Here is a 21,510-nt window from a genome sequence, read left to right as displayed (position 1 = left end):
TGTGGGGGGCATGAATTATGGAAGTCTTATTTATTATCGTTGTTATTATAATTGTAGCCGTCTATTTTTCTCCATTTTTTTTAGAAAGTTTGCAAGCATCCTTTCCTTATTTCAATACTTTAATGAGAGTCCGTTATACTATTATTTTTGGCGGCATCGGTTTATTATATGGAATTGCTGGAGAGATCTTGGATATCACAGATATCTTTTTTGGGATGATTGCAGGGAGTCTGATTGATTTCCTTCTACGCGGTGGGCAGGAAACACGATCTCCCTAGTTCTCTTTTAGAATAAAAATGGGACCGGGACAAAACCCAGTAATTAAAAAGAGTGGTACTCGCCAATACGTTGGTGAGTACCACTCTTTTTTTTAATAAAATTCTAAAATGAAGTACGCAAAAAGGATACCTTCTGATAAAGTTAAAGCAACCACACAAAAACAGTATCGGAGGTATCCTTATGTTTAAACATTGAATCAAGTCATTTTGCCGTTAGATTTAGAAATAAAACTTCAAGAAAATGATATAGGCTATGCCGTCAACGATGTCGTAGAGAGTATTCCGGATGAAGCATTCACTGGATTTTTGCGTAAAACAGGCTGTCCGGCTTATCATCCGCGAATGATGATGAAGGTAATTTTATGCGCTTATACGCAATCCGTTTTCTCTGGTAGAAAGATTGAAGGATTATTGAAAGATAGTGTACGTATGATGTGGTTAGCTCAAGGGTATGAACCAAGTTACCGTACGATTAATCGTTTTCGTGTCCATCCACAGGTTAAAGAGCTCCTGCGTCAGTGCTTTGTCCAATTTCGTTGTCAGCTTGTACAGGAAAAATTGATTGAGGAAGAAGCGATTTTTATTGATGGTACCAACATTGAAGCGAATGCCAATAAGTTTACGTTTGTTTGGCAGTGCGTAAACAAAAATACCAAAAAGACATGGCTATATTTGGGGATCGCAATAGTTATTCTAAAACGGATCATGATGCCACTTTTATGCGAATGAAAGATGACTATATGAGAAATGGTCAACTCAAAGCCGGTTCCACGAACGTTCATCCCATTTCTAAATAAGATTGAGAAAGGCTTTTTTCAGTTGCCAACGTACATTGTCGCTGACGCCGGTTATGGCAGTGAACAGAATTATGAAGATATTCTAAACCATCGAAAACGTACGCCACTCATCACGTACAACTTGTATCGTAAAGAGAAGAAAAAGAAATATAAGAAAGATCCTTTTAACGTGGCCAACTATGATCAAGAAGACGATTCATTGACCTGTCCAAATGGGAAAACACTGCTTTCGCTATATGTCAAACCGAACGGATAAAGCAGGATTTCAACGAACATTTAAGGTCTATGAATGTGAAGACTGTTCCGGTTGTCCATTACGAGCCCAATGTACGAAGGCAAAGGAAGGAAAGAATCGAAAAGTTTATTACAATGAAAAATGGGAAAACCAAAAAGCCAAAAAGCATATATGAGAGAAAAGCTTTCGGAAACGAAAACGGGTGAAATCTATGGTAAGCGTAAGATAGATGTCGAGCCAGTCTTCGGATTTTTGAAGGCTAATTTGCGTTTCACTCGAATGTCGGTGAGAGGCAAGGAAAAAGTAGAAAATGAGTTAGGGTTTGCATTTATGGCGGTGAACTTGAGAAAGTATACCGCCTCCATACATCATGGACCCCTGAATAATAACCAAAAAAGATTCCGATTATAAAAAAACGATAATCGGAATCTTTTTTTACTATTTCGGACTAGTTATGTCCCAGCCCCATTAGCCTTTCATTAAACAGTTTTTGGAATAAGGTTAAAGCAGCGCTTGTAGATCCACTCATAATCTTTCACAGTCATATCACGAGGATTTCCTACTGTTTGCGGATCATTTTGAGCTTCTTTTGCAAGACGCTCTACCATGTCACTGCTTACTCCTTGCTCTTCTAAATTAGGAATGTCAAGGTCTTCAACCAGATCATACATCCAGTTTACTGCAGCTTTCGCAGCTTCTTCAGTAGTCATGTGGAAAGTGTCGATACCAAACGCCTGTGCAATGCGTGCAAAACGATCTGGTGCACCTTTCCAATTATATTCCATTACAGGCCCTATCATAGCAGCTACGCACTGACCATGGGCTACTGGAATGATTCCACCTAATGTTTGGCTCATTGCGTGTGCAGCACCTGCGGATTCACTTCCGTAAGAAAGACCGGCAAGCATAGCTACTTGAGCCATTCCGTAGCGTGCTTCAAGGTCTGTGCCATCAGCATATGCGCGACGGATATATTTTGCAGCATATTCCATAGCCATCAGAGCTACCGCATCCGTAACAGGCTGTGCAAACTTCATTGTATAGCATTCTACAGCGTGAGCAATCGCATCAATACCTGTCATTGCTGTTACATGTGGCGGCATGGATACATGAAGCTCAGGATCAATAATCGTAAGATGAGCTGCAATTAGCGGTCCGCCTGTGTTAAATTTAAATTCACGCTCTTCATCTGTAATAACCGCCCACTGCGTTACTTCAGAACCAGTACCTGCAGTAGTAGGAATAGTAGTAAGCGGTGGAATACGGTTTTCAAGCGGCTTTTTGCCTTCAGCTGCTTCATAATCAAGGACAGTGCCTTCGTGTGTTGCTTCTACACCAATAGCTTTTGCGGTATCCATAGAGCTTCCGCCGCCGACAGCAACAAGACCATTACAACCTTCTTCTTTATATACTTTAGAACCTTCCCCAATCAAACGCACTGGAGGGTTGGGCTCTACTTTATTAAAGACAACTACTTCAACACCAGCTTTTTCAAGATTTTCAACAACTGGGTTTATAACTCCTGCCTTGTAAATTCCTGGGTCTGTAACAAGAAGTACTTTGTTTGCTCCCAGTGACTTCACTTCTTCTCCAATGTATTTGATCGAACCAATTCCATGCTTGATAGCTGTTGGAATTTCAAATGTATGATAATTTAACATGTGTTCTACTTTCATATTAAGACTCATAATGACATCCTCCTATTTATAAATGTTAATTTGTGATTTGTATGATTGTGACTATATGCAAGTGATTATTTATTTAAACCAGTGAATAGGTTCTGGTTTTTTGTTGCGGAATACATGTTTTACTTCTGTATATTCTTCTAAACCGATATGCCCCAATTCTCTGCCTATTCCTGACTGCTTATATCCTCCCCATGGCGCTTGTGCAAAATATGGGTGAAAATCATTAATCCATACTGTGCCCATGCGGAGTTTAGAAGCAACTTCTTCGGCTTTATCAATATCGGTCGTAAATACGGCTCCAGCAAGTCCATAAATAGAATCATTAGCAATTTCAACTGCTACTTCTTTACTGTTAAAGGTTTCAATCGTTAAAACAGGACCGAAGATTTCTTCCTGAACGATTCTCATGTCTGACTTGCAGTTAGTGAATATTGTCGGAAGATAGAAGAAACCGTCTTGCAGTTCAGGATCATCCGGGCGTTTACCGCCGATTTCGAGTTTAGCTCCTTCCTGCTGTCCAACTTCTACATATTTCTCTACTTTCTCCCGATGTTCTGCAGAAATTAGCGGTCCAGAATGAATGCTCTCATCGAAGCCATTTCCAAGTTTAATATTCTTAGTACGCTTGACAAGTTCTTCTACAAATTCATCATGAATGCTTTCTTCTATAATTAAGCGCGCACCGGCAGAACATACTTGACCTGCATGGAAGAAGATTGCGTTCATTGCTTGGTCTACAGCTGTTTCAAAGTCAGCATCTGCAAACACGATGTTAGGGTTTTTCCCGCCAAGCTCTAGTGCAATTTTTTTCATATTAATACTTGCAGCCTGCATGATCTTCTTTCCTGTTTCGATTCCTCCCGTAAAGGAAACCAGATCCACATTTACATTTTTGGAGAGCTCTGCCCCAGCGTCTGCTCCTTTTCCGAGTACCAGGTTTGCCACACCTTTGGGAAGTCCCGCTTCTTCCATAAGTTCAAAAACTTTTACTGTTGTAAGAGGCGTGATTTCACTTGGTTTTACAACAATTGTATTTCCAGCAGCTAAAGCAGGAGCGATTTTCCAAGCTGCTTGAAGCAATGGATAATTCCAAGGCGTAATTTGTCCACAAACACCAACTGGTTCACGAACTACTTTACTTTCTGAATCCGGTATGGGCGAAGCAATCACTTCCCCGCCGTTTTTGTCAGCAAGCCCGGCAAAATATTGGAATACATTCGCAATATCATCCATATCAGCCCGGCTTTCTTCCATTGTCTTGCCCGTATCTAATGTTTCTAGTTCTGCAAGCTCTTCTTTATCTCGGCGGATGAAATCTGCAATTTTTTGAACCAGCTCTCCTCTTTCATTAGCTAGAGTTTCCGGCCAGCTGCCTTCATCAAAAGCAGTACGAGCTGCTTGAATAGCTGCTTTAGCATCTTCACGACTTCCTTCGGCAGCTTCCGCCACTTTTTCTTGATTATAAGGATTAATAATGGTTCTTACAGCTTTTGACTTGGCCTCCGTCCAGGCTCCGTCAATGTACATCCTTTTAAGAGTCAAATGTACCCCTCCTCATATGATTAATTTTGTTTAATTTGTTAAAAAAAAATTTAACGTTTCGAATAACTTTAATCTAACAACTGGATTTTGTATTGTCAAAGAAAAATATAAATTTAATTTTTTAAAATAAGCTCTAACCCTGTCGTATTGGGGAAATAATAAATTTAAAAGAAATTTTTTCTTTGACAAGATTTTTTATTACGTTATGATAGACAATTGTAAAGAAAAAACTTAATGAATTTAATTTTTTAAATAAAAGGAGGATTTGAATGTCAGATTCCTATAATAAAGACGCACAAAAGTCCATTAATAATGCGAAAGATCTCGTTGTGGACTCTATCGCCGAAACCATGGACCTGTACGGAGTAACAAGAAGTGTCGGAACGCTTTATGGAACCATGTATCTCGAAGGCGATATGACATTAGATGAAATGCGGGAAAAATTGGGGATGAGTAAACCAAGTATGAGTACCGGTGTTAAAAAGCTTCAAGAATTTAATGTTGTAAAAAAAACATTTCGAAGAGGAAAAAGAAAACAAACGTATGTAGCGGAAAAAGACTTTTTTCGTTTTTTCACTAATTTTTTCACTCAAAAATGGGAACGAGAAGTAAAATTAAATCTTAATTCCATTAGAGAAGCACAAGCACAGCTTTCTCAACTCTTAGTAGACAACAATATCTCAGACGAAATAAAAGAAGAGGCAGAAGAGACATACCAAACACTTGAAAAATCGAAAGCTTACTATAATTGGCTTGAAAAATTAACTGAAACGATAGAGTCAGGTGAAATATTTGACTTAATTCCAGTAGATGAGGAAGAAAAAAATAGCAACAAAGATTTTAAATAGAAAAATAACATGTATCCAAATCAACAAAGATGCAGCGGCAATCTTTATGTAGAATTGAGGATACATGTGCACGATATAAATTTCATAATATTGGTAAAATTCAGGAAATATATGACTGTAGGAGTGATGCTCGTGACAGAAAAAAGTACTAAATGGTTAAAAACCGTTGTGTTTGCATTATTAATATTAGGAGTTGTCATCTACGTTGGCATAACAGACAGCGATATTGTCTGGGGCGGCTTTATTTCTATGTTGTTCTTTTACGCCCTTATTTATTATGTAGGTGCCTTTTTTGCCGCGAAAAAATCAGAATCACTATGCGATATGATGGTAGCCAAACGGAGGATACCTCTTGGAGTTGCCATGTTTACCATGGCTGCAACTTGGGTTGGCGGCGGTTATATTAATGGAACAGCCGAATTCACCTACTCTGACGGCATTGTATGGGCTCAGGCTCCATGGGGTTATGCTCTCAGTTTAATTATAGGTGGTATTTTTTATGCTCGAAAAATGCGCCGTTATGAATTTATGACAATTATCGATCCGCTTGAACAGCGTTTTGGCAGCAAGATGGCTGGCATCCTTTATATTCCTGCTCTTCTCGGTGAATTATTTTGGAGCGGTGCGATATTGACAGCACTCGGTACGACTTTTGGTACCATTTTAGGATTAGATTTCACTACCTCTATTATTATTTCAGCTATTATTGCGATCGCTTATACCGTATTTGGCGGTATGTGGGCCGTTGCATACACAGATGTTTTTCAAATGGCTATTCTTTTAATAGGTTTATTTTTAGTACTTCCATTTGCCTTTGGAAATGTCGGAAGTTTAAGTGTGAACTGGGCGAATTACCAAGCTGACTTTGACACGTATGCCAATCTCTTTCCTCCACTTGACGGCTGGAACCATCCCGATTGGGGAAATTGGTTCTGGAACTGGTGGGATTATGCACTGCTTCTTATATTTGGCGGTATTGCCTGGCAGGTTTACTTTCAACGGGTTCTATCTGCTAAAAATGAAAACACGGCAATGTGGCTATCTATTTTGGCTGGTATTATTTGTTTAATTGCAGCGTTTCCTGCTGTGTTAATCGGTATTATTGGTCATAATGCGGACTGGGCAGCTTTTGGAACAGAAGCACCAGAAACAGCTGCGATGGTACTTCCGCAGGTGCTGCGCTTTTTGACGCCTGAAATTATAGCGGCTCTCGGTTTAGGCGCATTGGCTGCGGCAGTTATGTCATCGATGGACTCTTCCATCCTGTCCGCTTCTTCTATGGCTTCCTGGAATATATATCGTCCTTTAATCAAACCAAAAGCAAGCCAGAATGAACTTAAAAAAGTTATTAAACGTACTATTATCCTCATTGGAGTAGCAGCCATGATTATTGCTTTGAATGTAGGAAGTGTATATACTCTATGGTATCTGGCGTCAGATCTTGTTTATTGTGTGCTGTTTCCTCAATTAACAATGGCTCTGTTTTACAAAAACGCTAACTTTTATGGTTCTCTTGCCGGGTTTGCTATGGCGGCCTTCCTTCGTCTCGGAGGCGGGGAACCAGCGATAAACCTTCCTTATTTTCTCCCATATCCAATGGTAGAAGACGGTTTGGTGCTCTTTCCATTCCGTACGCTGGCCATGGTCGCTGCGTTTCTTACCATCTTTATCGTTTCAGAATTCACGAAGAAAAAATGCCCCCCGAAACGGTTACTAATGCCTCATGAACGCGTAAATAATGAACCAATAAAAGAATAAATGGAAAAAAGAGGGTGCCCTAAAAAGGACACCCTCTTATTATATGCAGAGCAGCTTTTATTTAATGATCATAACTGGACACTGGACACGTTTTGCTACCTTATGACTGACACTACCAAGAACCATCGTTTGCAGCTGATTTAAACCGCGGCTTCCTAAAACAACGCAGTCATAATCTCCGTCATTCGCAAATTTCACAATCGCTGGACCCGGTTCTCCATGTTTTAAATGAATGTCGTGTGGAACGTTATTTTCTTTAAGCTTTTGCTCTATCGGTTCCAGCTTTTCTTTTCGTTTCGATTGAATGAGCTCTGTATTTCCATAGTGAAGGACATCAGACTTAGATTTATCTCCATCGACCACATATATGACATCAATGTGGGCTTCTTTTTCTCCTTTTACTAAAGCAATAGCATGATCTGCCGAACGAAGCGAATGCTCTGAACCATCTGCCGCAAGCAATACTTTTTGATACATATTCCTCTCTCCCCTTCTAGGTCTCTTAAGAACTTAAACTTATTATATCGTCTTTTTTATTAAGGAAAAAGTGCGCCTGGTTGGCGCACTTTTATACTCTTTAATGGCCTGATGAGAGACCTTCTAATTTGTTCATTAGCTGGGTACGCCAATGTAGTTACAGGCTTCTTTGACGGTATGGCCGGCTGCGCGATAATTGGACAATCCGTTATTAACGCGAAATCAGGCGGCAATGGCCGGTTATCGTCATTGGTAGCCGGAGTGTTTTTAATGTTTCTGATTCTTGTTTTAGGTAATTTAGTAGTACAGATACCAATGGCAGCTTGACCGCGGCATTCTTTATCTTTATTACTTTCCGTGTCTGTCTTGTCATCCACAATAGTTGCTGTTAATAAAAACTCAAGCAAACCGACAACAGATAACGCCAAAGCATAAGGAAATACGATCATCAGTGTTTCAAAGGTTAATGGAATTTCCGGCAGCAGAAAACTGGAAGTGTATCAGGAAGTGCTCCCTATAATCTACTGTGCGTACATCTGCACCAATGAAAATAGCTAATGTACTTACGATAATGATAGCTACCAGTGTAGATGGTACAGCTTTTGTCAGCTTAGGAAACACATAAATAATAAACAGGGTTATACCGACTAAACTATACATTATCCAGCCTTCGCCCTCAAAATGTTCGAGTTTAGACATGAAATGAGGATCGCAAGAGCATTTACAAAACCAACGATCACTGACCTTGGAATAAAATTACTAAACCCAAAAACGATTTGAATAATACCAGTTAAAATAGTTGCCGCTAACAAGTATTCAAGCCCGTGATTTGCAACCAGGGTCACCATCAATAAAGCCATTGCCCCTGTTGCTCCCGAAATCATCCCAGTACGGCCTCCGACAAATGCATTCACGACAGCATTACAAAACGAGGCATACAAACCAACCATAGGATCTAATCCGGCAATAATGGAAAAGGCAATCGCTTCAGGAATTAATGCCAAAGCAACAACCATACCCGCATGCACGTCTCCGCGGACATTTCCAAACCATTCATTTTTTTATTTTGCTGCATTCACTTTTTCTTTTCCCCTTATTTCTACTTTTTTTGTGCGGGAATTCGCTCCGTTCTGTTTCTTTTATCCGCACCTTTAATTAATGCATGTTGGCTTTTGCCCTTTACAAAAGCCGGCGTTGTGAACAAACGGAGTTTACCATACATTTTCCATAGCACCAACTAGTATGTAAGCGTAAGTCATTAGTCATATTCTCTTTCATTCATGTTATTTTCTCACCTATATTCTTTATTTCATTTTTCTTTCATAAATGAAAATTATCTTAACCTCTGTTGGTTAGCTCTTACTTTTTATGGGAAGATAATAAAGAACAGTCGTTTTAGTAGAAGGGAAGTTATTATGTTTCAATCTTTCATTTTTGATGTAGACGGTACGCTTTTAGACACGGAAAAAGCAATTTTTAAATCTCTTCAACAAGCACTTAAAAAGCAATTGGAGCTGACTATACTCTTGACGAGCTGAAACCTGTTCTGGGGATTCCTGGACATGACGCATTAGAGGCCCTTTGAGTGAGTGAAAAACGAAAAGTCCGTGAAGAATGGCTTCATTAAATGGAATCTCATCGGAAGCTTGTGAAAGTTTTCCCGGCATTTACGATACATTAAAACAGCTGAAAAAAGAAAAGTACCGTATTGGAATTGTCACTTCTGAAACGAAACAGGAATTCACAGACGAAGTAGAACGTTTTAAGCTTCATCTTTTTGCCGATTATATTGCCTGTGCGAATGATACCGATAAACATAAACCGACACCCGGTCCATTGCTGGCGTATTTACAAAAAAGCGGGGAAACCGCTGAAAGAGCAGTATATATAGGAGATACGCTGCATGATGAAAAATGCGCCCATTCTGCTGGGGTTGCATTTGCTCTAGCCGGATGGGGAGCCGTTCAGCCGGAAAAATCAAATCCCGATCATATGCTGAAAACTCCTAACGATCTTTTGCAGCTTAAAAAATAAAAGGAGCTGTCCCAAAAGGTTTTTTACAGCTGAAATACACTTCGCTTTCCGCAGGCAACGCTTCAACTTCCTCGTGAGCAAAGACCGCTCACTCCGGGATCTTCAGCTGTTGCTTTTCCCGCTGGAGACTACGTGTATTTCAGCTGGAGTTAATTAAAAAATTTAGCCGACCCTTCTTATGGGACAGCCCCGCATGTTTTTAAAGCTTTCCTTCCCACTCACTATAAAATTGTTCGAGGTAACTGACCATAAAACGTTGTCTTTTGTTAGCAATATCAATGGCAGTTCCTGTATTCATTAAAGCTTTTAATCGAAGCAGTTTATCATAAAAGTGTTCAATCGCTGTCTGACGCTTTTCTTTATCTGGAGATGCTGGTATATGCAGTTGTTCTCCTATAGCTCCTGCAAAAGCGAAGGCCCGAGCAATCCCTATGGCTCCTATGGCATCAAGTCTGTCCGCATCTTGGACAACCTGACCTTCGAGAGAACTTATAGAAGAGTTCTCTCCATTTCTATAAGACATCGTTTCGATAATTTCTATAATTTGTTCAATGTCTTTTTCGTTCTCAAGATATTTTTGCAGCCAATCCTCTACATGATTAATGGCTTCTTCTTCCGAATGGTTTAATTTTTTATCTGGAAGATCATGAAGCCAGGCTGTGAGTTCACAAATAAACACATCCGCTCCCTCTTTTTCTGCAAGTTTTACAGCCCATGCCGCTACGCGGTGAGTGTGCCAGTAATCATGGGCAGGGTCTGTTCCTTTAAAAAACTCCCATGCTTTTTGTTTCGCTTGTTCAATGATGTAGTTTTTATCTGTCATGGTTAAACCCACCTTACTTTATATATCAACAGCTTTGTATAAATTTTTCTACTTTAGATCTCTGTTTTCCTTCCACCTCCTATGTACAAATATCCACGCGACAAACACTATCAGGTTAAAAAAACTTTCCAACGATAAATAAAGGTTAATTATGATAAAATAATAGTTATGCATAAAATGCGAAGGAGGACCAACATTGCGCTATTTAACAAAATCTGAGATTCGTGCTTTAGCAGGCAGAACCATCTACTCACGAGGATTATCTTACTGGGAAGATGATAGGGTAGAGGATATCTCTCATAACACAGCCGGATCTTTTACAAAAATAAAGGCTAATGTATCAGGTTCCTTTCCATACAAAGTTCAGCTATTATTTCATGAAGATGGAGAATTACAGGAATATTCATGTACCTGCCCTGCCCACACAGGCGGTATGGATATATGTAAACATATTGCTGCTGTACTGATTTCATTATCTCCTGCTGCTGATTCTCCTCAAAAGAATAAAAGAGAACAGCGAGTAACCAGGACCATTCATAAACAGCAGGAAAGCGAAACGGAGAAAACAGCTCCGTTACGAAAATTGTTCGTTGATTATTTCGCCGGTCGCATGCAGACTGTTGAGTCTGTAGGAGAAGCATTACAAGCAGAATATATGCTTACTTTTCACACAGATTATTACCAGCCGCAAGAACAATTTTTTTCCATTGAACTCAAAATAGGGACAGATAAATTATATGTAGTCAAAGATATTGAGGGTTTGTTATCTGCAATGAGGCAACGATCATTGCTGCCTTTCACAAAAAAGTTTACGTTTGATCCTACTTATCATTATTTTGAAGAAGAAGATCTTAACGCTCTGAGGCAGCTAGAAGAAATCATCCGAAATCAAAAATGGGCCGGGCGGCAAACAAGCTTTTTTTATCCAGAAAAAAAATCACAGTCTGTGATTACCATCCCCCCTGTTGCTGCAGAACAAATGATCCATGCGCTGACCCATTGCATGAATGTATATATAAATCCTGCGGTGGGGAGTCCGGTTCCCTTAGTAATTAAACAGCAGTGGCCGGGTAAATTTGAATTGAACAGCGAAGGGGATAATTATTTTTTATCCTACTCTTCTTTCCAATACCCGCCGCGAAAAGTAAGCCTAACACCATATTACGTTTGGAATGACAGGTTGTATGAAACATCAGATGACAAGGATCATTCTACGAAGCTGTTGTTCCACATGCTAATGGACACACCAAAAGGCCGCCTGCCATTAGAGAAAACAGAGTTAGAGCAAGTATATTCTAATGTGGTACGCTCGCTTAAAGAACAAGGAAGGCTGACGATGGAAGCCGATGTAAAACAGCATGTGGAAGAGCATCCGCTTCAAAAGAAAATATATTTAGATAAAAAAGGGAATGCACTATTAGCAGAACCTCTATTTTCTTATGGATCTCACTCTCTTCACGCTGTTACAGAAGAGAGAAACACCTCTGAAGATGATGTTTTAATTGTTCGGGAAACAAAAAAAGAAGAAGAGCTGCTTCAGTTAATTGAATCTGCTGGGTTTCACTGGAATGGCGAAGCGTTGTCCCTAACAGATGAAGATTCAATTTTTTATTTTCTCACCAGCATTCTGCCAGAACTGAAAGAAATAGCAGATGTGTTTATGAGCAGAGACGTAGAAAAATTACTTGTTCCTGCTTCTTCTTTTTCTATTGATTCCTCTTTGGACGAGTCATTAGGCTGGCTCGATATATCCTTTCAAACCGATGATTTAAATGAAGATGATTTATTTAGATTGATGACTTCTTTAAAAGAAAAGAAGCGGTATCATAAAACAGCTGATGGTCGATTTGTTTCCCTGGACGATAAGGTATTAAATGGAATTAAGGAGATGTTACAGGAAACCGAAGCATCTCCAGAAGATTTAGAGCAAAACACCCTCCGACTACCTGCTTATAAGGCATTTCAAGTCGATAAATATTTAAATACGGGCAGACAATGGCATAAAGATGAAAGTGTGCAAAAATTATTAACAGACATACGGTTCCCGGAAAAATTTGAAGCTTCTGTGCCTGAAAAATTACAGGATATACTCCGGGATTATCAGGAAAAAGGTTTTTATTGGCTGAAAGCATTAACGGCATACGGCTTTGGCGGTATCTTGGCAGATGATATGGGGCTCGGCAAAACACTGCAGACCTTAACCTATATCTTATCAGAAAGACAACAACGACCGGATGCCCCTCCCTTTTTAGTGGTTGCACCTTCTTCTCTCGTCTACAATTGGGAAAAGGAAGCAAAAACGTTTGCCCCGAACCTTAACGTTCAAATTATCTATGGAACAAAAGCACAACGAAAACAGCAAATAAAAAATATAGAAAACACTGATGTCTTTATAACTTCTTATCCATTAGTGCGAAGAGATATCGAGCTTTATGAAGATATTCTCTTTCATGGGTTAATTTTAGATGAAGCTCAGGCTTTAAAAAATTATACTTCTAAAACATTTAGAGCTGTAAGAAAACTGCAAACAGAAAAAGCCTTCGCGCTAAGCGGAACCCCCATTGAAAATAAAATTGATGAATTGTGGTCATTATTTGCAATATTGATGCCGGGATTATTCCCAGATGTTCAGACTTTTAAAACGTTACCTGCCGACAGTGTTAGACATCGTGTTTCACCCTTTATTCTCCGCCGCACAAAAAAAGAAGTACTGACGGAGCTTCCAGATAAAATTGAAACTACTATACACTGTGACCTTACTAAAAAACAGCGAGAAACCTATGTTGCTTACTTAAACCGCATAAAAGAAGAGACCGCATCTCAGTTACAATCAGGAACATTTCAGCAAAACCGTATGAATATCCTTTCTAATTTAACCAGGCTTCGTCAATTGTGCTGCCATCCCGGCATGTTTCTTGAAGATTACGGAGACGGGTCTGGAAAATTGGAAGAATTAATGAATTTTATGAAAGACGCTCGGGAAAACGGACAGCGGGTGCTGGTGTTCTCACAATTCACCAGCATGCTCTCATTTATTTGTGAAGCTTTCGAAAAAGAAGGATTAACGTATTTTTATCTCGATGGAAAAACACCAAGCCAAGAAAGAGTACAAATGGCAGATCGGTTTAATGAAGGCGAAAAAGAAGCTTTCCTTATTTCATTAAAAGCAGGCGGCACGGGACTTAATTTAACAGGGGCAGACACCGTCGTTCTCTTTGATTTATGGTGGAACCCGGCAGTAGAGAACCAAGCTGCAGACCGCGCTCACCGCATCGGGCAAAAACGTGTAGTTCAAGTTGTTAAAATGATTTCTCAAGGTACTATCGAAGAAAAAATTCAGTCTTTGCAAGACAAGAAAAAAGCCTTGTTCGACCAGGTGATTCAATCCGGAGAAACCAGCTTGTCTTCTCTTTCTGAAGAGGATATCAAGGAAATTTTGGAGCTGTAGAAACAATGATCGTCTCTCTATTAAGACAGGAGAGGCGTTCTTTTTTATATTCAGTACTCTTTTTGCGAGGTTCAGCTCTTTGTGTCTCCGGTTCGGTTCTCAGCTCGCTGTAGATTCAGCTCTCTCCGGCCCTGTTTCAGCTCTTCTCCCTTTTATTTCAACTCTTCGCTTCCAGTCTTCAGCTTTTCCTCCCTATGGTTCAGCTCTTCGCTTTCGGTTCAGCTCTCCAATCCACAGCCCCAACACTTTCAATAATTACCTAAGTAAATACTTTTTTTCTCTTGTTTTGCCGATAAAACTCTTCGAACATCTTTGGAGAATGTGTTTAGTATAATTGGGAGAAGTGAGATGCAAAAACTTCCGGGCATCACGGTTGGAGAGGGTTGGGGAAAATAGAAGGGAATAGTCTTCCAAAGCTTTTGCATGAGCATTCAACATACGAAAACGACAATACGGGCACTGCCATCTACGTCGATCCCATTCCATCGCATAACGAGAGCAAACTTGGCACTGAACTCCAGAGATAATTTCTGATCGATCAATTTGAAATTGCTTTAAGATATCATTATCCAGCTCTTGATGCTGTTTTAACAGTAATTCAGAAAGTGATTCAAGTTCACGCTCAGAATAATGGGCTTTAATATAGGTTTGTTCTATATTTATTATATATTTAGGTATACGGCCACAGGGGATAATCTTTTCAGAAAAGGATGCAGAGGCGGCGCTGGCATGTCGAACGATTGTACGTTCATTTGCCATCACAACTAACGCTTCGATAGGTAAGGGTTTACGTTTATGATGAATAAACCAATAATGTTCGGAAGGTAAGAAGCTAAGAGAAAAGTCGATAGCTAATTCTCCTTTAAACCCTGCCATTTGCCTGGCCAATACCTCCACCGTAGGGCGTTTTTTTGGAAGCCTTCGTTCCAAAGCTTCTAGTTTCTTTAACGATAGAGGCATTTCTCTTTTTTTAATTATCACTTAGTAAAATACTCCTTTCATAAAAAAGTACGTATACTTTTTCTTCATTCATCCGCATTCTCCTCTTTTTTTTCAGCGCTTCGCTCCCAACTTTCAGCTCTTCCTCCCCTCCATTCCAGCTCCTACTCACCACCTGCACCTGGTGCCAAACTTCTTATGAGTAAAATACTTTTTACGTGTAATGATAAGAAAAGGTCTAAGAAGGGGGTGGCGCTGTGTTAACACTTAACTTGTTTTTACTTGTAATCCTAATACTATTAACAGCATTCTTTGTAGCAACAGAGTTTGCTATTGTGAAGGTACGAACATCAAAAATTGATCAATTACTTGAAGAAGGCAGCAAGAAAGCAGTGGCCGCTAAAAAAGTAATCTCCAATCTTGACGAATACTTATCTGCTTGTCAGCTGGGTATTACGATAACCGCGCTCGGTTTGGGGTGGTTAGGTGAACCAACCATAGAACGACTGCTCCATCCTATCTTAGAGCCTTTTAATCTTCCCGGTACTGTTACAACTATATTGAGTTTTTCAATTGCATTTTTTTTGGTGACCTACTTACATGTGGTACTTGGAGAACTTGCCCCCAAAACCTTTGCGATTCAAAAAGCAGAGCAGATTACATTGTTATTTTCAAAACCTATTATTTGGTTTTATACCATTATGTATCCTTTTATTTGGTTATTGAACGGTTCTGCCCAAGCCTTTACACGGCTTTTTGGGGTAAGACCTGCATCGGAGCATGAAGTGGCTCATTCAGAAGAAGAACTTCGCATCATTCTATCGGAAAGCTATGAAAGAGGGGAAATTAACCAGTCTGAATATAAATTTGTCAATCGGATTTTTGAGTTTGATAATCGTGTGGCAAAAGAAATAATGATTCCTCGCACGGAAATGGTAACACTTTCTCTTAATGCTTCTTTAGAAGATAACTTAAATATTATGACAACAGAACGGTATTCGCGCTACCCAATTGTAAATGGTGACAAGGATCATATCACTGGCATGGTGCATGCAAAAGAAGTTTTTGGAGACCTTGTTAAAATGAATCAAGTAGATATATCAACTTATACACGGCCTGTCATTCAAGTTTTAGATTCTACACCCATTTCCAAACTTTTGATAAAAATGCAGCAGGAACAAATTCATTTAGCGATATTGCTTGATGAGTATGGCGGAACAGCCGGCCTTGTCACAGTGGAAGATATTATTGAAGAGATTGTAGGAGAAATTCGTGATGAATTTGATTCAGACGAACACCCCCTTGTACAAAAATTGAACGATGCGGGGACCAACTTTATGCTTGATGGAAAAGTACTTATTGAGGAAGTAAATGAACTATTAGAAATTGATATTGAAGATGGAGCAATAGACACCATTGGTGGGCTTGTGCTTTCCGAAAAGCCGGAAGTAAAAGAAGGAGAGAGTATTACATTCGGCGAATGGAGTTTCATTCCAAGAGAAATGGAAGGACAGCAAATTAGAATGATTGAAGCTATAAAAAAAGAAGAGGCAGCTTTGTCCCCTTCATAACGTTGTCTTCTTCTGTAGTTTCCATTCATCTTCAAGTATGCTCATTTCACATAAAGACCAGTACTCATCACCAAAACGACGCAAATCACGTTTAATGCCTTCATGAACAAACCCTGCCTTCTCATAGCAGCGAATAGCGGGTTTATTGAAATCCCAAACGCCAAGACTAACGCGGTGCATGTTCAACTCATCAAAGGAAATATGGCATATTTCTTTGATCATTTTTCTTCCTATGCCCTGTCCTCTATTTTTCTGTTCGCCTACCAATACTTTGCCAATCCTTGCAGACCTATTGTGACGGTCGACTGATCCGAGAGAAATATGTCCTACTGTTACCCCGGAACTGTCTACAACCTTATTAATAAAACGGCTTGCTCCTGTTTTATTGGTATTTTTAATATATTCTTCTAATTGTGATTCATTTAGTGGAAATGTAAAATGAGGCCCGCCCCATTGCAGCAAAAATCTTGCATCTGGAATCCACTGAATTAATTGATCAAAATCTGCCCTCTCAAAAGGCAAGAACCTTATCGACACCTTTTCTTCACCCATTTCTTTATCACACTAGATCTTGCATTACATTATTTTCATCGTAGGGTAATGAAACTCATTTTTTATGTTTTCAAGAGCCTTTCTGGAAGAGATATCTTCTTCCAATAAAGGCAAAAATATTTTCTGCCGGCCGGAAAATTCTTCTTTTATTTGTTGAATGTAGGCTTTTTCCTGTTTTCTCCGCTTTTCAATAAATATACTATCTCCTGCATGCTCTGGCAAACATTTATTTACTATCAGCGCATTAACTTTTAAATTAGCCTTCTCTAGCATCTGTAAAGCCCGCTTCGTTTCTGCAACAGGCAGTTTTTCCGGCATAAGCACATAAATATAAGCAGTGCGTTTATTGTCCATCAGCACTTTTCTTGCCTGCGAAAATCGGTCTTTTCTATTCATAAGCACCCTGTAAATCGGATCATCAACGGGTTCTCCGTCATTTAACCATTGCGAGTAATTTTCGTTGATGGACTGCCTTCGCTGAAGCATCCCTTCTATCCATGCTTCCATCATTTCAGGCAGAGACAGCAGCCGCACCGTATGCCCGGTTGGAGCAGTATCAAATACAATAATATCAAAATGTTCTTTTTCTTCTAACACTATCTGAACCAGCCTGTCAAAAAGTGCCGCTTCTTCCGACCCAGGAGACACAGCTGCCATATCAATCTGTCTATTAACTTCTTCAGCCATATGAGACTTAATCAGGCCTTTTAAGTTGTCTTTAACTTGATTAATATACCTTTTTGATTGTTTTTCTGAACTGATTTCCATTCCCCATAAATTTTCAGTCAGCTGCTTTCGTTCATCACCGATTGTTGAGTCAAACAGATCACTCAGGTTATGAGCAGGGTCTGTTGAAACTAATAAGGTGCGCTTCCCTTTTTCTGCAGCAGTGAGCGCAAAAGCAGAAGATGATGTCGATTTCCCTACCCCGCCTTTACCACCAAAAAATAAAATACTATAGTTAAACAGATTATCCATCGTTTCATCCCTTTCCAAAAACGGAGCAACCACGTTTATCCGTTATACCGAATACTCCGTTTTTCTTGTTAGCAGCAGCGTATTCCGGTTAGAGGTGACTTGTCCATTCCCATACGCAGGTGCCACTCGTGAAACCTTTCCACCATTTCAGGATACAGTTCAAGTGTATAGTAGGAAACCGGGTTTGGGAGGCCGAGTAATTCAGAAAAACATAAAAGTAGAAACAGATCGTCTTCATCTCGTATTTCCCGTTTAATTTCTGCTCGATGAGGAAGGCGGAGCACTTCATCATAAAATTCTATTAATTTTTTTAAGTTCATTTTCTTATCCGCCATTTCGCTCCCTCCGATCTAATTCTCGTTAGATAAAAAGGGCTTGCCGGCGAACAGAAATGCCCACTCGATAAGCCCCTATTGTTAATAATATTTTACCATTAAAATACTATTTATCATTATCCGGTTCAGTATTTGGCGGTTCTTTTCGGAACAACGCTACAGCTTCAAGCAGAATCCATACGGAGAATCCTAATATAATTGCTCCTAAAACAAACAGTAGGATCTGTGTATCTCCATCTCCTAAACCAGACCACTGGAAGACTACCTGAGTTGTCATAGCCCACAGGGTCATAAAGAGCAAGAAGACCATTGGTATAAAGGTAAACAAGAAGTTTCTTCCTTTTCTTCGCAGCCAAATCGATATGAGAAGCAAGCTGATACCTGCAAGGAGCTGGTTCGAGGTACCAAATAATGGCCACAGTAAATATCCTCCTGAACCAAAACCACGGTCTCCCGGCAGCAATACAAGGAATGCGCTTGCTCCCACAGCTATAGTGGTTGCTACATGTTTTTTAGTAAGAGCTGGTGCTTTATACTCCTGTCCGAGTTCTGAGATAATATAGCGCATTAAACGTACCGATGTGTCCAGAGTTGTCGCAGCAAAACTTACAACGATAACTGCAACAATGGTTTCAGCTACTCCTGCCGGCAGCCCAAGTCCGGTTGCAAGCTGACCTGCACCTCCAACAAAGTGAGTCAAACCATCAGCATTTGCTGTATCAAAGCTTTCATAGCTGGACAAAAAATCGCTTGACGAAGCAAAGAATGTGGTCACCGCAAGAATGGTAACAAGAGCAAGCGTTCCTTCCCCAACTGCTCCCAAATACCCAACAAAACGCGCATCTGTCTCTTTATTTAATTGTTTGGATGAGGTCCCTGAAGAAACTAAACCATGAAATCCTGAAATAGCACCGCATGCAATAGTTATAAACAGAAGCGGGAACCAAGAAACGTCAGTCACTTCTCTTGTAGCTGGAGCAGTAACCTCAGGTGTCGGCCATGTAAAAAAGAGGCCCAGATACAGAATAGCGAGCCCTACAACCAGCTGATGAGAATTAATATAATCACGAGGCTGGAGTAGCTTCCAAACCGGAAGTATAGAAGCAATGTACACATAAACCATGAGTATGGCGATCCAGATTAAAAAGGCAGATGAAACCGCATCTAACCCGAATAAACCTGTTGCTTCTTCTCCACCAAAGTATGTTACCAAATCGATTTGCAATGCTGGAATACTGCTTGCTATAACAGCTGCAGCATACATTACAGCCAGTGCTGTCAATGAAGGTAACAGCATGCTTTTACCTTTTTTATTGACCGTGTAACCAATCCAAATGGCAAGCGGAATTTGTATAAACACCGCTAAAACGCTTGAAGGAAATGTTATGAATAAATTAGAAATAACCCAGGCAAAGACTGCGTTAACCATAAGAACTAATATTAGAATAATAAATAAAAATAACAGCTTTGCACGTCTTCCGATAATTCTTTCTGCTAGCGTTCCAATCGATTGTCCTTTATTGCGGATAGATAGAACAAGTGTCCCGAAATCATGAACCCCGGCTGCAAATACTGTGCCTAATACAACCCACAAAAAGGCAGGTAGCCAACCCCAATAAACGGCTATTGCAGGACCTACAATAGGAGCTGCACCCGCAACCGAAGTAAAATGGTGCCCCCAGAGCACCCATTTATTCGTCGGTACGAAATCCACTCCATCGCGGAATTGATGGGCTGGTGTTTGATAATTAGGATCAAGCCTATATATACGCTCTGCTATAAATTTAGAATAATAACGGTAGCCAAGAGCAAATATAATTAATCCAATAATTGCTAAAACAATAGCTGGCATAACAGTTCACTCCCTTTCATCCGTCTTTAAAAAGCTTTTCTGTTACCGCTTACAAAAAAAGATCGTTCCGCCTCCTTTCTTAGTACTATTTTATGCTGTATCACTTCGATTATAAAAGAAAAGGAGCAATTTTGCGAATAATTTATTTTATTAGTAAATTGGAACATATAGGATACGTTTTAATTGTTTGCAAGTAATGAAATCTGTGCTACAGTTAAAAGAAATTACAATAGTTCCACTAGGGGTGTCAAATGACTGAGAGAGGCATAAGTCTCAACTCTTAGAACCTGATCTGGCTAAGACCAGCGTAGGGAAGTGGTGTGACAAGCAACCTTGTCTCACAGACAGGAATTTTATGCTGTTTACTACAACCACCATCCCCTCTTCCCCAGTGGAAATGAAAGGGGATTTTTTTATTATGCAAAACACTCGTCTGATAGTTCTGTTAGAAATTGCATTAATGTCGGGACTTGCTATTATATTAAGCTATATCGAATTTAGTGCTCTGTGGGCTATGGGCGGTTCCATTTCGCTCGTTATGGTCCCGATTTTTATTATTTCTTTCCGCCGAGGATGGAAAGCCGGTGTCGTGACTGGATTCATTACAGGAATTCTTCAGATTTTATTCGGCGCTGTTATCGTGCATCCTATTCAATTTGTACTGGAGTATCCGATAGCATATGCGGTCCTTGGTTTTGCAGGATTATTTGTGAACAGAGAACAATTTAAAAATCAAGTACCGGCAGCGATGATAATTATTGGTGTTGGTTTTGGCACACTACTTCGATTTCTGGACCATTTCAACGCTGGATTAATATGGTTTAGTGAATATGCTCCAGATGGTATGCCTGTTGTAACGTATTCAGCATTGTATAATGCTTCCTATCTTGTACCTGAAATGCTGATAACTATCTTTGTTGTTATCCTTATTTCTAAATACCGTCCTCAATTTTTCTATGAGGGCCGTAAAGCTCAAATAGCAGCTTAATATATTTATCGTTCCTCCGTTCCTTCAGCGCGTTACCGTGCATGGGACGGGGGTTTTTTTATATACTAATATGGAAGCGCTATCAAAATTGTAAACAGACCTGCGGTGATATGGTAACAAAAGATTTGAGGAAAATTGAAGCAGTCAAAAATTCTTTGTTATGAAAAATGACCTTAAAAACTAGATCAGTAATCAATTGGGATGAACTAGAGGAAAAAACCGCAAGTTAACAGTTGAAATCACGTAGACTCCCTCCGGAAAGGTTGATATACCAGTGGTTAAAAGGTAATAAAGTTTCTTTAAAAAATTTTTTGTTATCAAAGACCACCAAATCCTTCCGTTGAATGCAGGAAGTGGTAATAAGGGT

The 21,510-nt window shown here is 39.7% G+C and carries 17 protein-coding genes, 2 pseudogenes and 1 riboswitch; of the genes and pseudogenes, 9 read left to right on the top strand and 10 right to left on the bottom strand.

From position 1 onward, the window contains the following. Positions 1–17 precede the first annotated feature (17 nt). Entirely contained in the window at positions 18–278 is a 261-nt protein-coding gene (locus ACE1TI_RS15325; protein WP_375008443.1) for a hypothetical protein, read from the top strand. Between the two features lie 192 nt (positions 279–470). After that, positions 471–1,721: pseudogene (locus ACE1TI_RS15320) on the top strand (transposase). Between the two features lie 68 nt (positions 1,722–1,789). On the opposite strand, the gene gbsB reads toward ACE1TI_RS15320, so the two are convergent. Together gbsB and betB are read right to left on the bottom strand one after the other, a co-directional pair. Next, complete coding sequence (gbsB, locus tag ACE1TI_RS15315; protein ID WP_375008442.1) at positions 1,790–2,998, bottom strand: choline dehydrogenase; 1,209 nt, start codon at positions 2,996–2,998, stop codon at positions 1,790–1,792. Between the two features lie 69 nt (positions 2,999–3,067). Further along, entirely contained in the window at positions 3,068–4,525 is a 1,458-nt protein-coding gene (gene betB, locus ACE1TI_RS15310; RefSeq protein ID WP_375008480.1) for a betaine-aldehyde dehydrogenase, read from the bottom strand. 284 nt (positions 4,526–4,809) lie between these two features. On the opposite strand from betB, the gene cudC reads away from it, so the two are divergent. Beyond that, positions 4,810–5,388: a choline uptake/conversion transcriptional regulator CudC gene (cudC, locus tag ACE1TI_RS15305; protein ID WP_375008441.1), complete on the top strand. Its 579-nt coding sequence runs from the start codon at positions 4,810–4,812 to the stop codon at positions 5,386–5,388. A 126-nt stretch (positions 5,389–5,514) separates the two neighbouring features. Further along, positions 5,515–7,146 carry a high affinity choline transporter 1 gene (locus ACE1TI_RS15300; protein ID WP_375008440.1) on the top strand — a complete coding sequence of 544 codons (1,632 nt, stop codon included), beginning with the start codon at positions 5,515–5,517 and terminating at the stop codon, positions 7,144–7,146. 57 nt (positions 7,147–7,203) lie between these two features. Here the strand turns inward: ACE1TI_RS15300 and ACE1TI_RS15295 are convergent, their stop codons facing one another. Continuing rightward, positions 7,204–7,623: a universal stress protein gene (locus ACE1TI_RS15295; protein ID WP_375008439.1), complete on the bottom strand. Its 420-nt coding sequence runs from the start codon at positions 7,621–7,623 to the stop codon at positions 7,204–7,206. Between the two features lie 302 nt (positions 7,624–7,925). Continuing rightward, positions 7,926–8,651, bottom strand: a pseudogene (locus ACE1TI_RS15285) (SulP family inorganic anion transporter); the annotation flags it as partial. Positions 8,652–9,038: 387 nt separating this feature from the next. On the opposite strand from ACE1TI_RS15285, the gene ACE1TI_RS15280 reads away from it, so the two are divergent. Both ACE1TI_RS15280 and ACE1TI_RS15275 read left to right on the top strand, forming a co-directional pair. Beyond that, a complete protein-coding gene (locus ACE1TI_RS15280) occupies positions 9,039–9,161 on the top strand; it encodes an HAD hydrolase-like protein (protein ID WP_375008438.1) in 123 nt (40 codons plus the stop codon). 76 nt (positions 9,162–9,237) lie between these two features. Next, complete coding sequence (locus ACE1TI_RS15275; protein WP_375008437.1) at positions 9,238–9,657, top strand: HAD family hydrolase; 420 nt, start codon at positions 9,238–9,240, stop codon at positions 9,655–9,657. Positions 9,658–9,856: 199 nt separating this feature from the next. Here the strand turns inward: ACE1TI_RS15275 and ACE1TI_RS15270 are convergent, their stop codons facing one another. Beyond that, a complete protein-coding gene (locus tag ACE1TI_RS15270; protein ID WP_375008436.1) occupies positions 9,857–10,480 on the bottom strand; it encodes an HD domain-containing protein in 624 nt (207 codons plus the stop codon). A gap of 196 nt (positions 10,481–10,676) precedes the next feature. On the opposite strand from ACE1TI_RS15270, the gene ACE1TI_RS15265 reads away from it, so the two are divergent. Next, entirely contained in the window at positions 10,677–13,928 is a 3,252-nt protein-coding gene (locus ACE1TI_RS15265; protein WP_375008435.1) for a DEAD/DEAH box helicase, read from the top strand. Between the two features lie 255 nt (positions 13,929–14,183). On the opposite strand, the gene ACE1TI_RS15260 is transcribed toward ACE1TI_RS15265, so the two are convergent. Continuing rightward, a complete protein-coding gene (locus ACE1TI_RS15260) occupies positions 14,184–14,909 on the bottom strand; it encodes a hypothetical protein (RefSeq protein ID WP_375008434.1) in 726 nt (241 codons plus the stop codon). A 215-nt stretch (positions 14,910–15,124) separates the two neighbouring features. Between ACE1TI_RS15260 and ACE1TI_RS15255 the strand changes: the two genes are divergently transcribed. Further along, positions 15,125–16,438 carry a hemolysin family protein gene (locus tag ACE1TI_RS15255; protein ID WP_375008433.1) on the top strand — a complete coding sequence of 438 codons (1,314 nt, stop codon included), beginning with the start codon at positions 15,125–15,127 and terminating at the stop codon, positions 16,436–16,438. On the opposite strand, the gene ACE1TI_RS15250 is transcribed toward ACE1TI_RS15255, so the two are convergent. From ACE1TI_RS15250 to ACE1TI_RS15235, 4 genes are all read right to left on the bottom strand, one after another. After that, entirely contained in the window at positions 16,433–16,990 is a 558-nt protein-coding gene (locus ACE1TI_RS15250; RefSeq protein WP_375008432.1) for a GNAT family N-acetyltransferase, read from the bottom strand. The two genes, ACE1TI_RS15255 and ACE1TI_RS15250, sit on opposite strands and share 6 nt — an antisense overlap. Positions 16,991–17,014: 24 nt before the next feature. After that, on the bottom strand, positions 17,015–17,968 hold the full coding sequence (locus ACE1TI_RS15245; protein ID WP_375008431.1) for an ArsA family ATPase: 954 nt from the start codon (positions 17,966–17,968) through the stop codon (positions 17,015–17,017). A 68-nt stretch (positions 17,969–18,036) separates the two neighbouring features. Further along, the gene (locus ACE1TI_RS15240) at positions 18,037–18,303 is read right to left on the bottom strand and encodes a cory-CC-star protein (RefSeq protein ID WP_375008430.1); all 267 of its coding nucleotides are present in this window, start codon (positions 18,301–18,303) and stop codon (positions 18,037–18,039) included. Between the two features lie 106 nt (positions 18,304–18,409). After that, complete coding sequence (locus ACE1TI_RS15235) at positions 18,410–20,155, bottom strand: carbon starvation CstA family protein (protein WP_375008429.1); 1,746 nt, start codon at positions 20,153–20,155, stop codon at positions 18,410–18,412. A gap of 230 nt (positions 20,156–20,385) precedes the next feature. Next, positions 20,386–20,486, top strand: a riboswitch (TPP riboswitch). 87 nt (positions 20,487–20,573) lie between these two features. Between ACE1TI_RS15235 and thiT the strand changes: the two genes are divergently transcribed. After that, positions 20,574–21,143, top strand: coding sequence for an energy-coupled thiamine transporter ThiT (gene thiT / locus ACE1TI_RS15230; protein WP_375008428.1), 570 nt, complete (start codon positions 20,574–20,576; stop codon positions 21,141–21,143). Positions 21,144–21,510: the final 367 nt, after the last annotated feature.

Source organism: Alteribacillus sp. JSM 102045 (genome assembly GCF_041949975.1).
In the GTDB taxonomy this organism is placed as follows: Bacteria; Bacillota; Bacilli; order Bacillales; family Marinococcaceae; genus Alteribacillus.
This window is presented reverse-complemented; position numbering and strand designations above follow the sequence as displayed.

What these genes read in the sequence shown, in the direction of transcription:
- ACE1TI_RS15300 (WP_375008440.1), top strand. Translation starts at nt 5,515, where the DNA reads ATGCTCGTGACAGAAAAAAGTACTAAATGGTTAAAAACCGTTGTGTTT.
- ACE1TI_RS15275 (WP_375008437.1), top strand. Translation starts at nt 9,238, where the DNA reads ATGGCTTCATTAAATGGAATCTCATCGGAAGCTTGTGAAAGTTTTCCC.
- ACE1TI_RS15280 (WP_375008438.1), top strand. Translation starts at nt 9,039, where the DNA reads ATGTTTCAATCTTTCATTTTTGATGTAGACGGTACGCTTTTAGACACG.
- ACE1TI_RS15245 (WP_375008431.1), bottom strand. Translation starts at nt 17,968, where the DNA reads ATGGATAATCTGTTTAACTATAGTATTTTATTTTTTGGTGGTAAAGGC.
- ACE1TI_RS15270 (WP_375008436.1), bottom strand. Translation starts at nt 10,480, where the DNA reads ATGACAGATAAAAACTACATCATTGAACAAGCGAAACAAAAAGCATGG.
- gbsB (WP_375008442.1), bottom strand. Translation starts at nt 2,998, where the DNA reads ATGAGTCTTAATATGAAAGTAGAACACATGTTAAATTATCATACATTT.
- thiT (WP_375008428.1), top strand. Translation starts at nt 20,574, where the DNA reads ATGCAAAACACTCGTCTGATAGTTCTGTTAGAAATTGCATTAATGTCG.
- ACE1TI_RS15325 (WP_375008443.1), top strand. Translation starts at nt 18, where the DNA reads ATGGAAGTCTTATTTATTATCGTTGTTATTATAATTGTAGCCGTCTAT.
- ACE1TI_RS15295 (WP_375008439.1), bottom strand. Translation starts at nt 7,623, where the DNA reads ATGTATCAAAAAGTATTGCTTGCGGCAGATGGTTCAGAGCATTCGCTT.
- ACE1TI_RS15240 (WP_375008430.1), bottom strand. Translation starts at nt 18,303, where the DNA reads ATGGCGGATAAGAAAATGAACTTAAAAAAATTAATAGAATTTTATGAT.
- ACE1TI_RS15235 (WP_375008429.1), bottom strand. Translation starts at nt 20,155, where the DNA reads ATGCCAGCTATTGTTTTAGCAATTATTGGATTAATTATATTTGCTCTT.
- ACE1TI_RS15250 (WP_375008432.1), bottom strand. Translation starts at nt 16,990, where the DNA reads ATGGGTGAAGAAAAGGTGTCGATAAGGTTCTTGCCTTTTGAGAGGGCA.
- cudC (WP_375008441.1), top strand. Translation starts at nt 4,810, where the DNA reads ATGTCAGATTCCTATAATAAAGACGCACAAAAGTCCATTAATAATGCG.
- betB (WP_375008480.1), bottom strand. Translation starts at nt 4,525, where the DNA reads ATGTACATTGACGGAGCCTGGACGGAGGCCAAGTCAAAAGCTGTAAGA.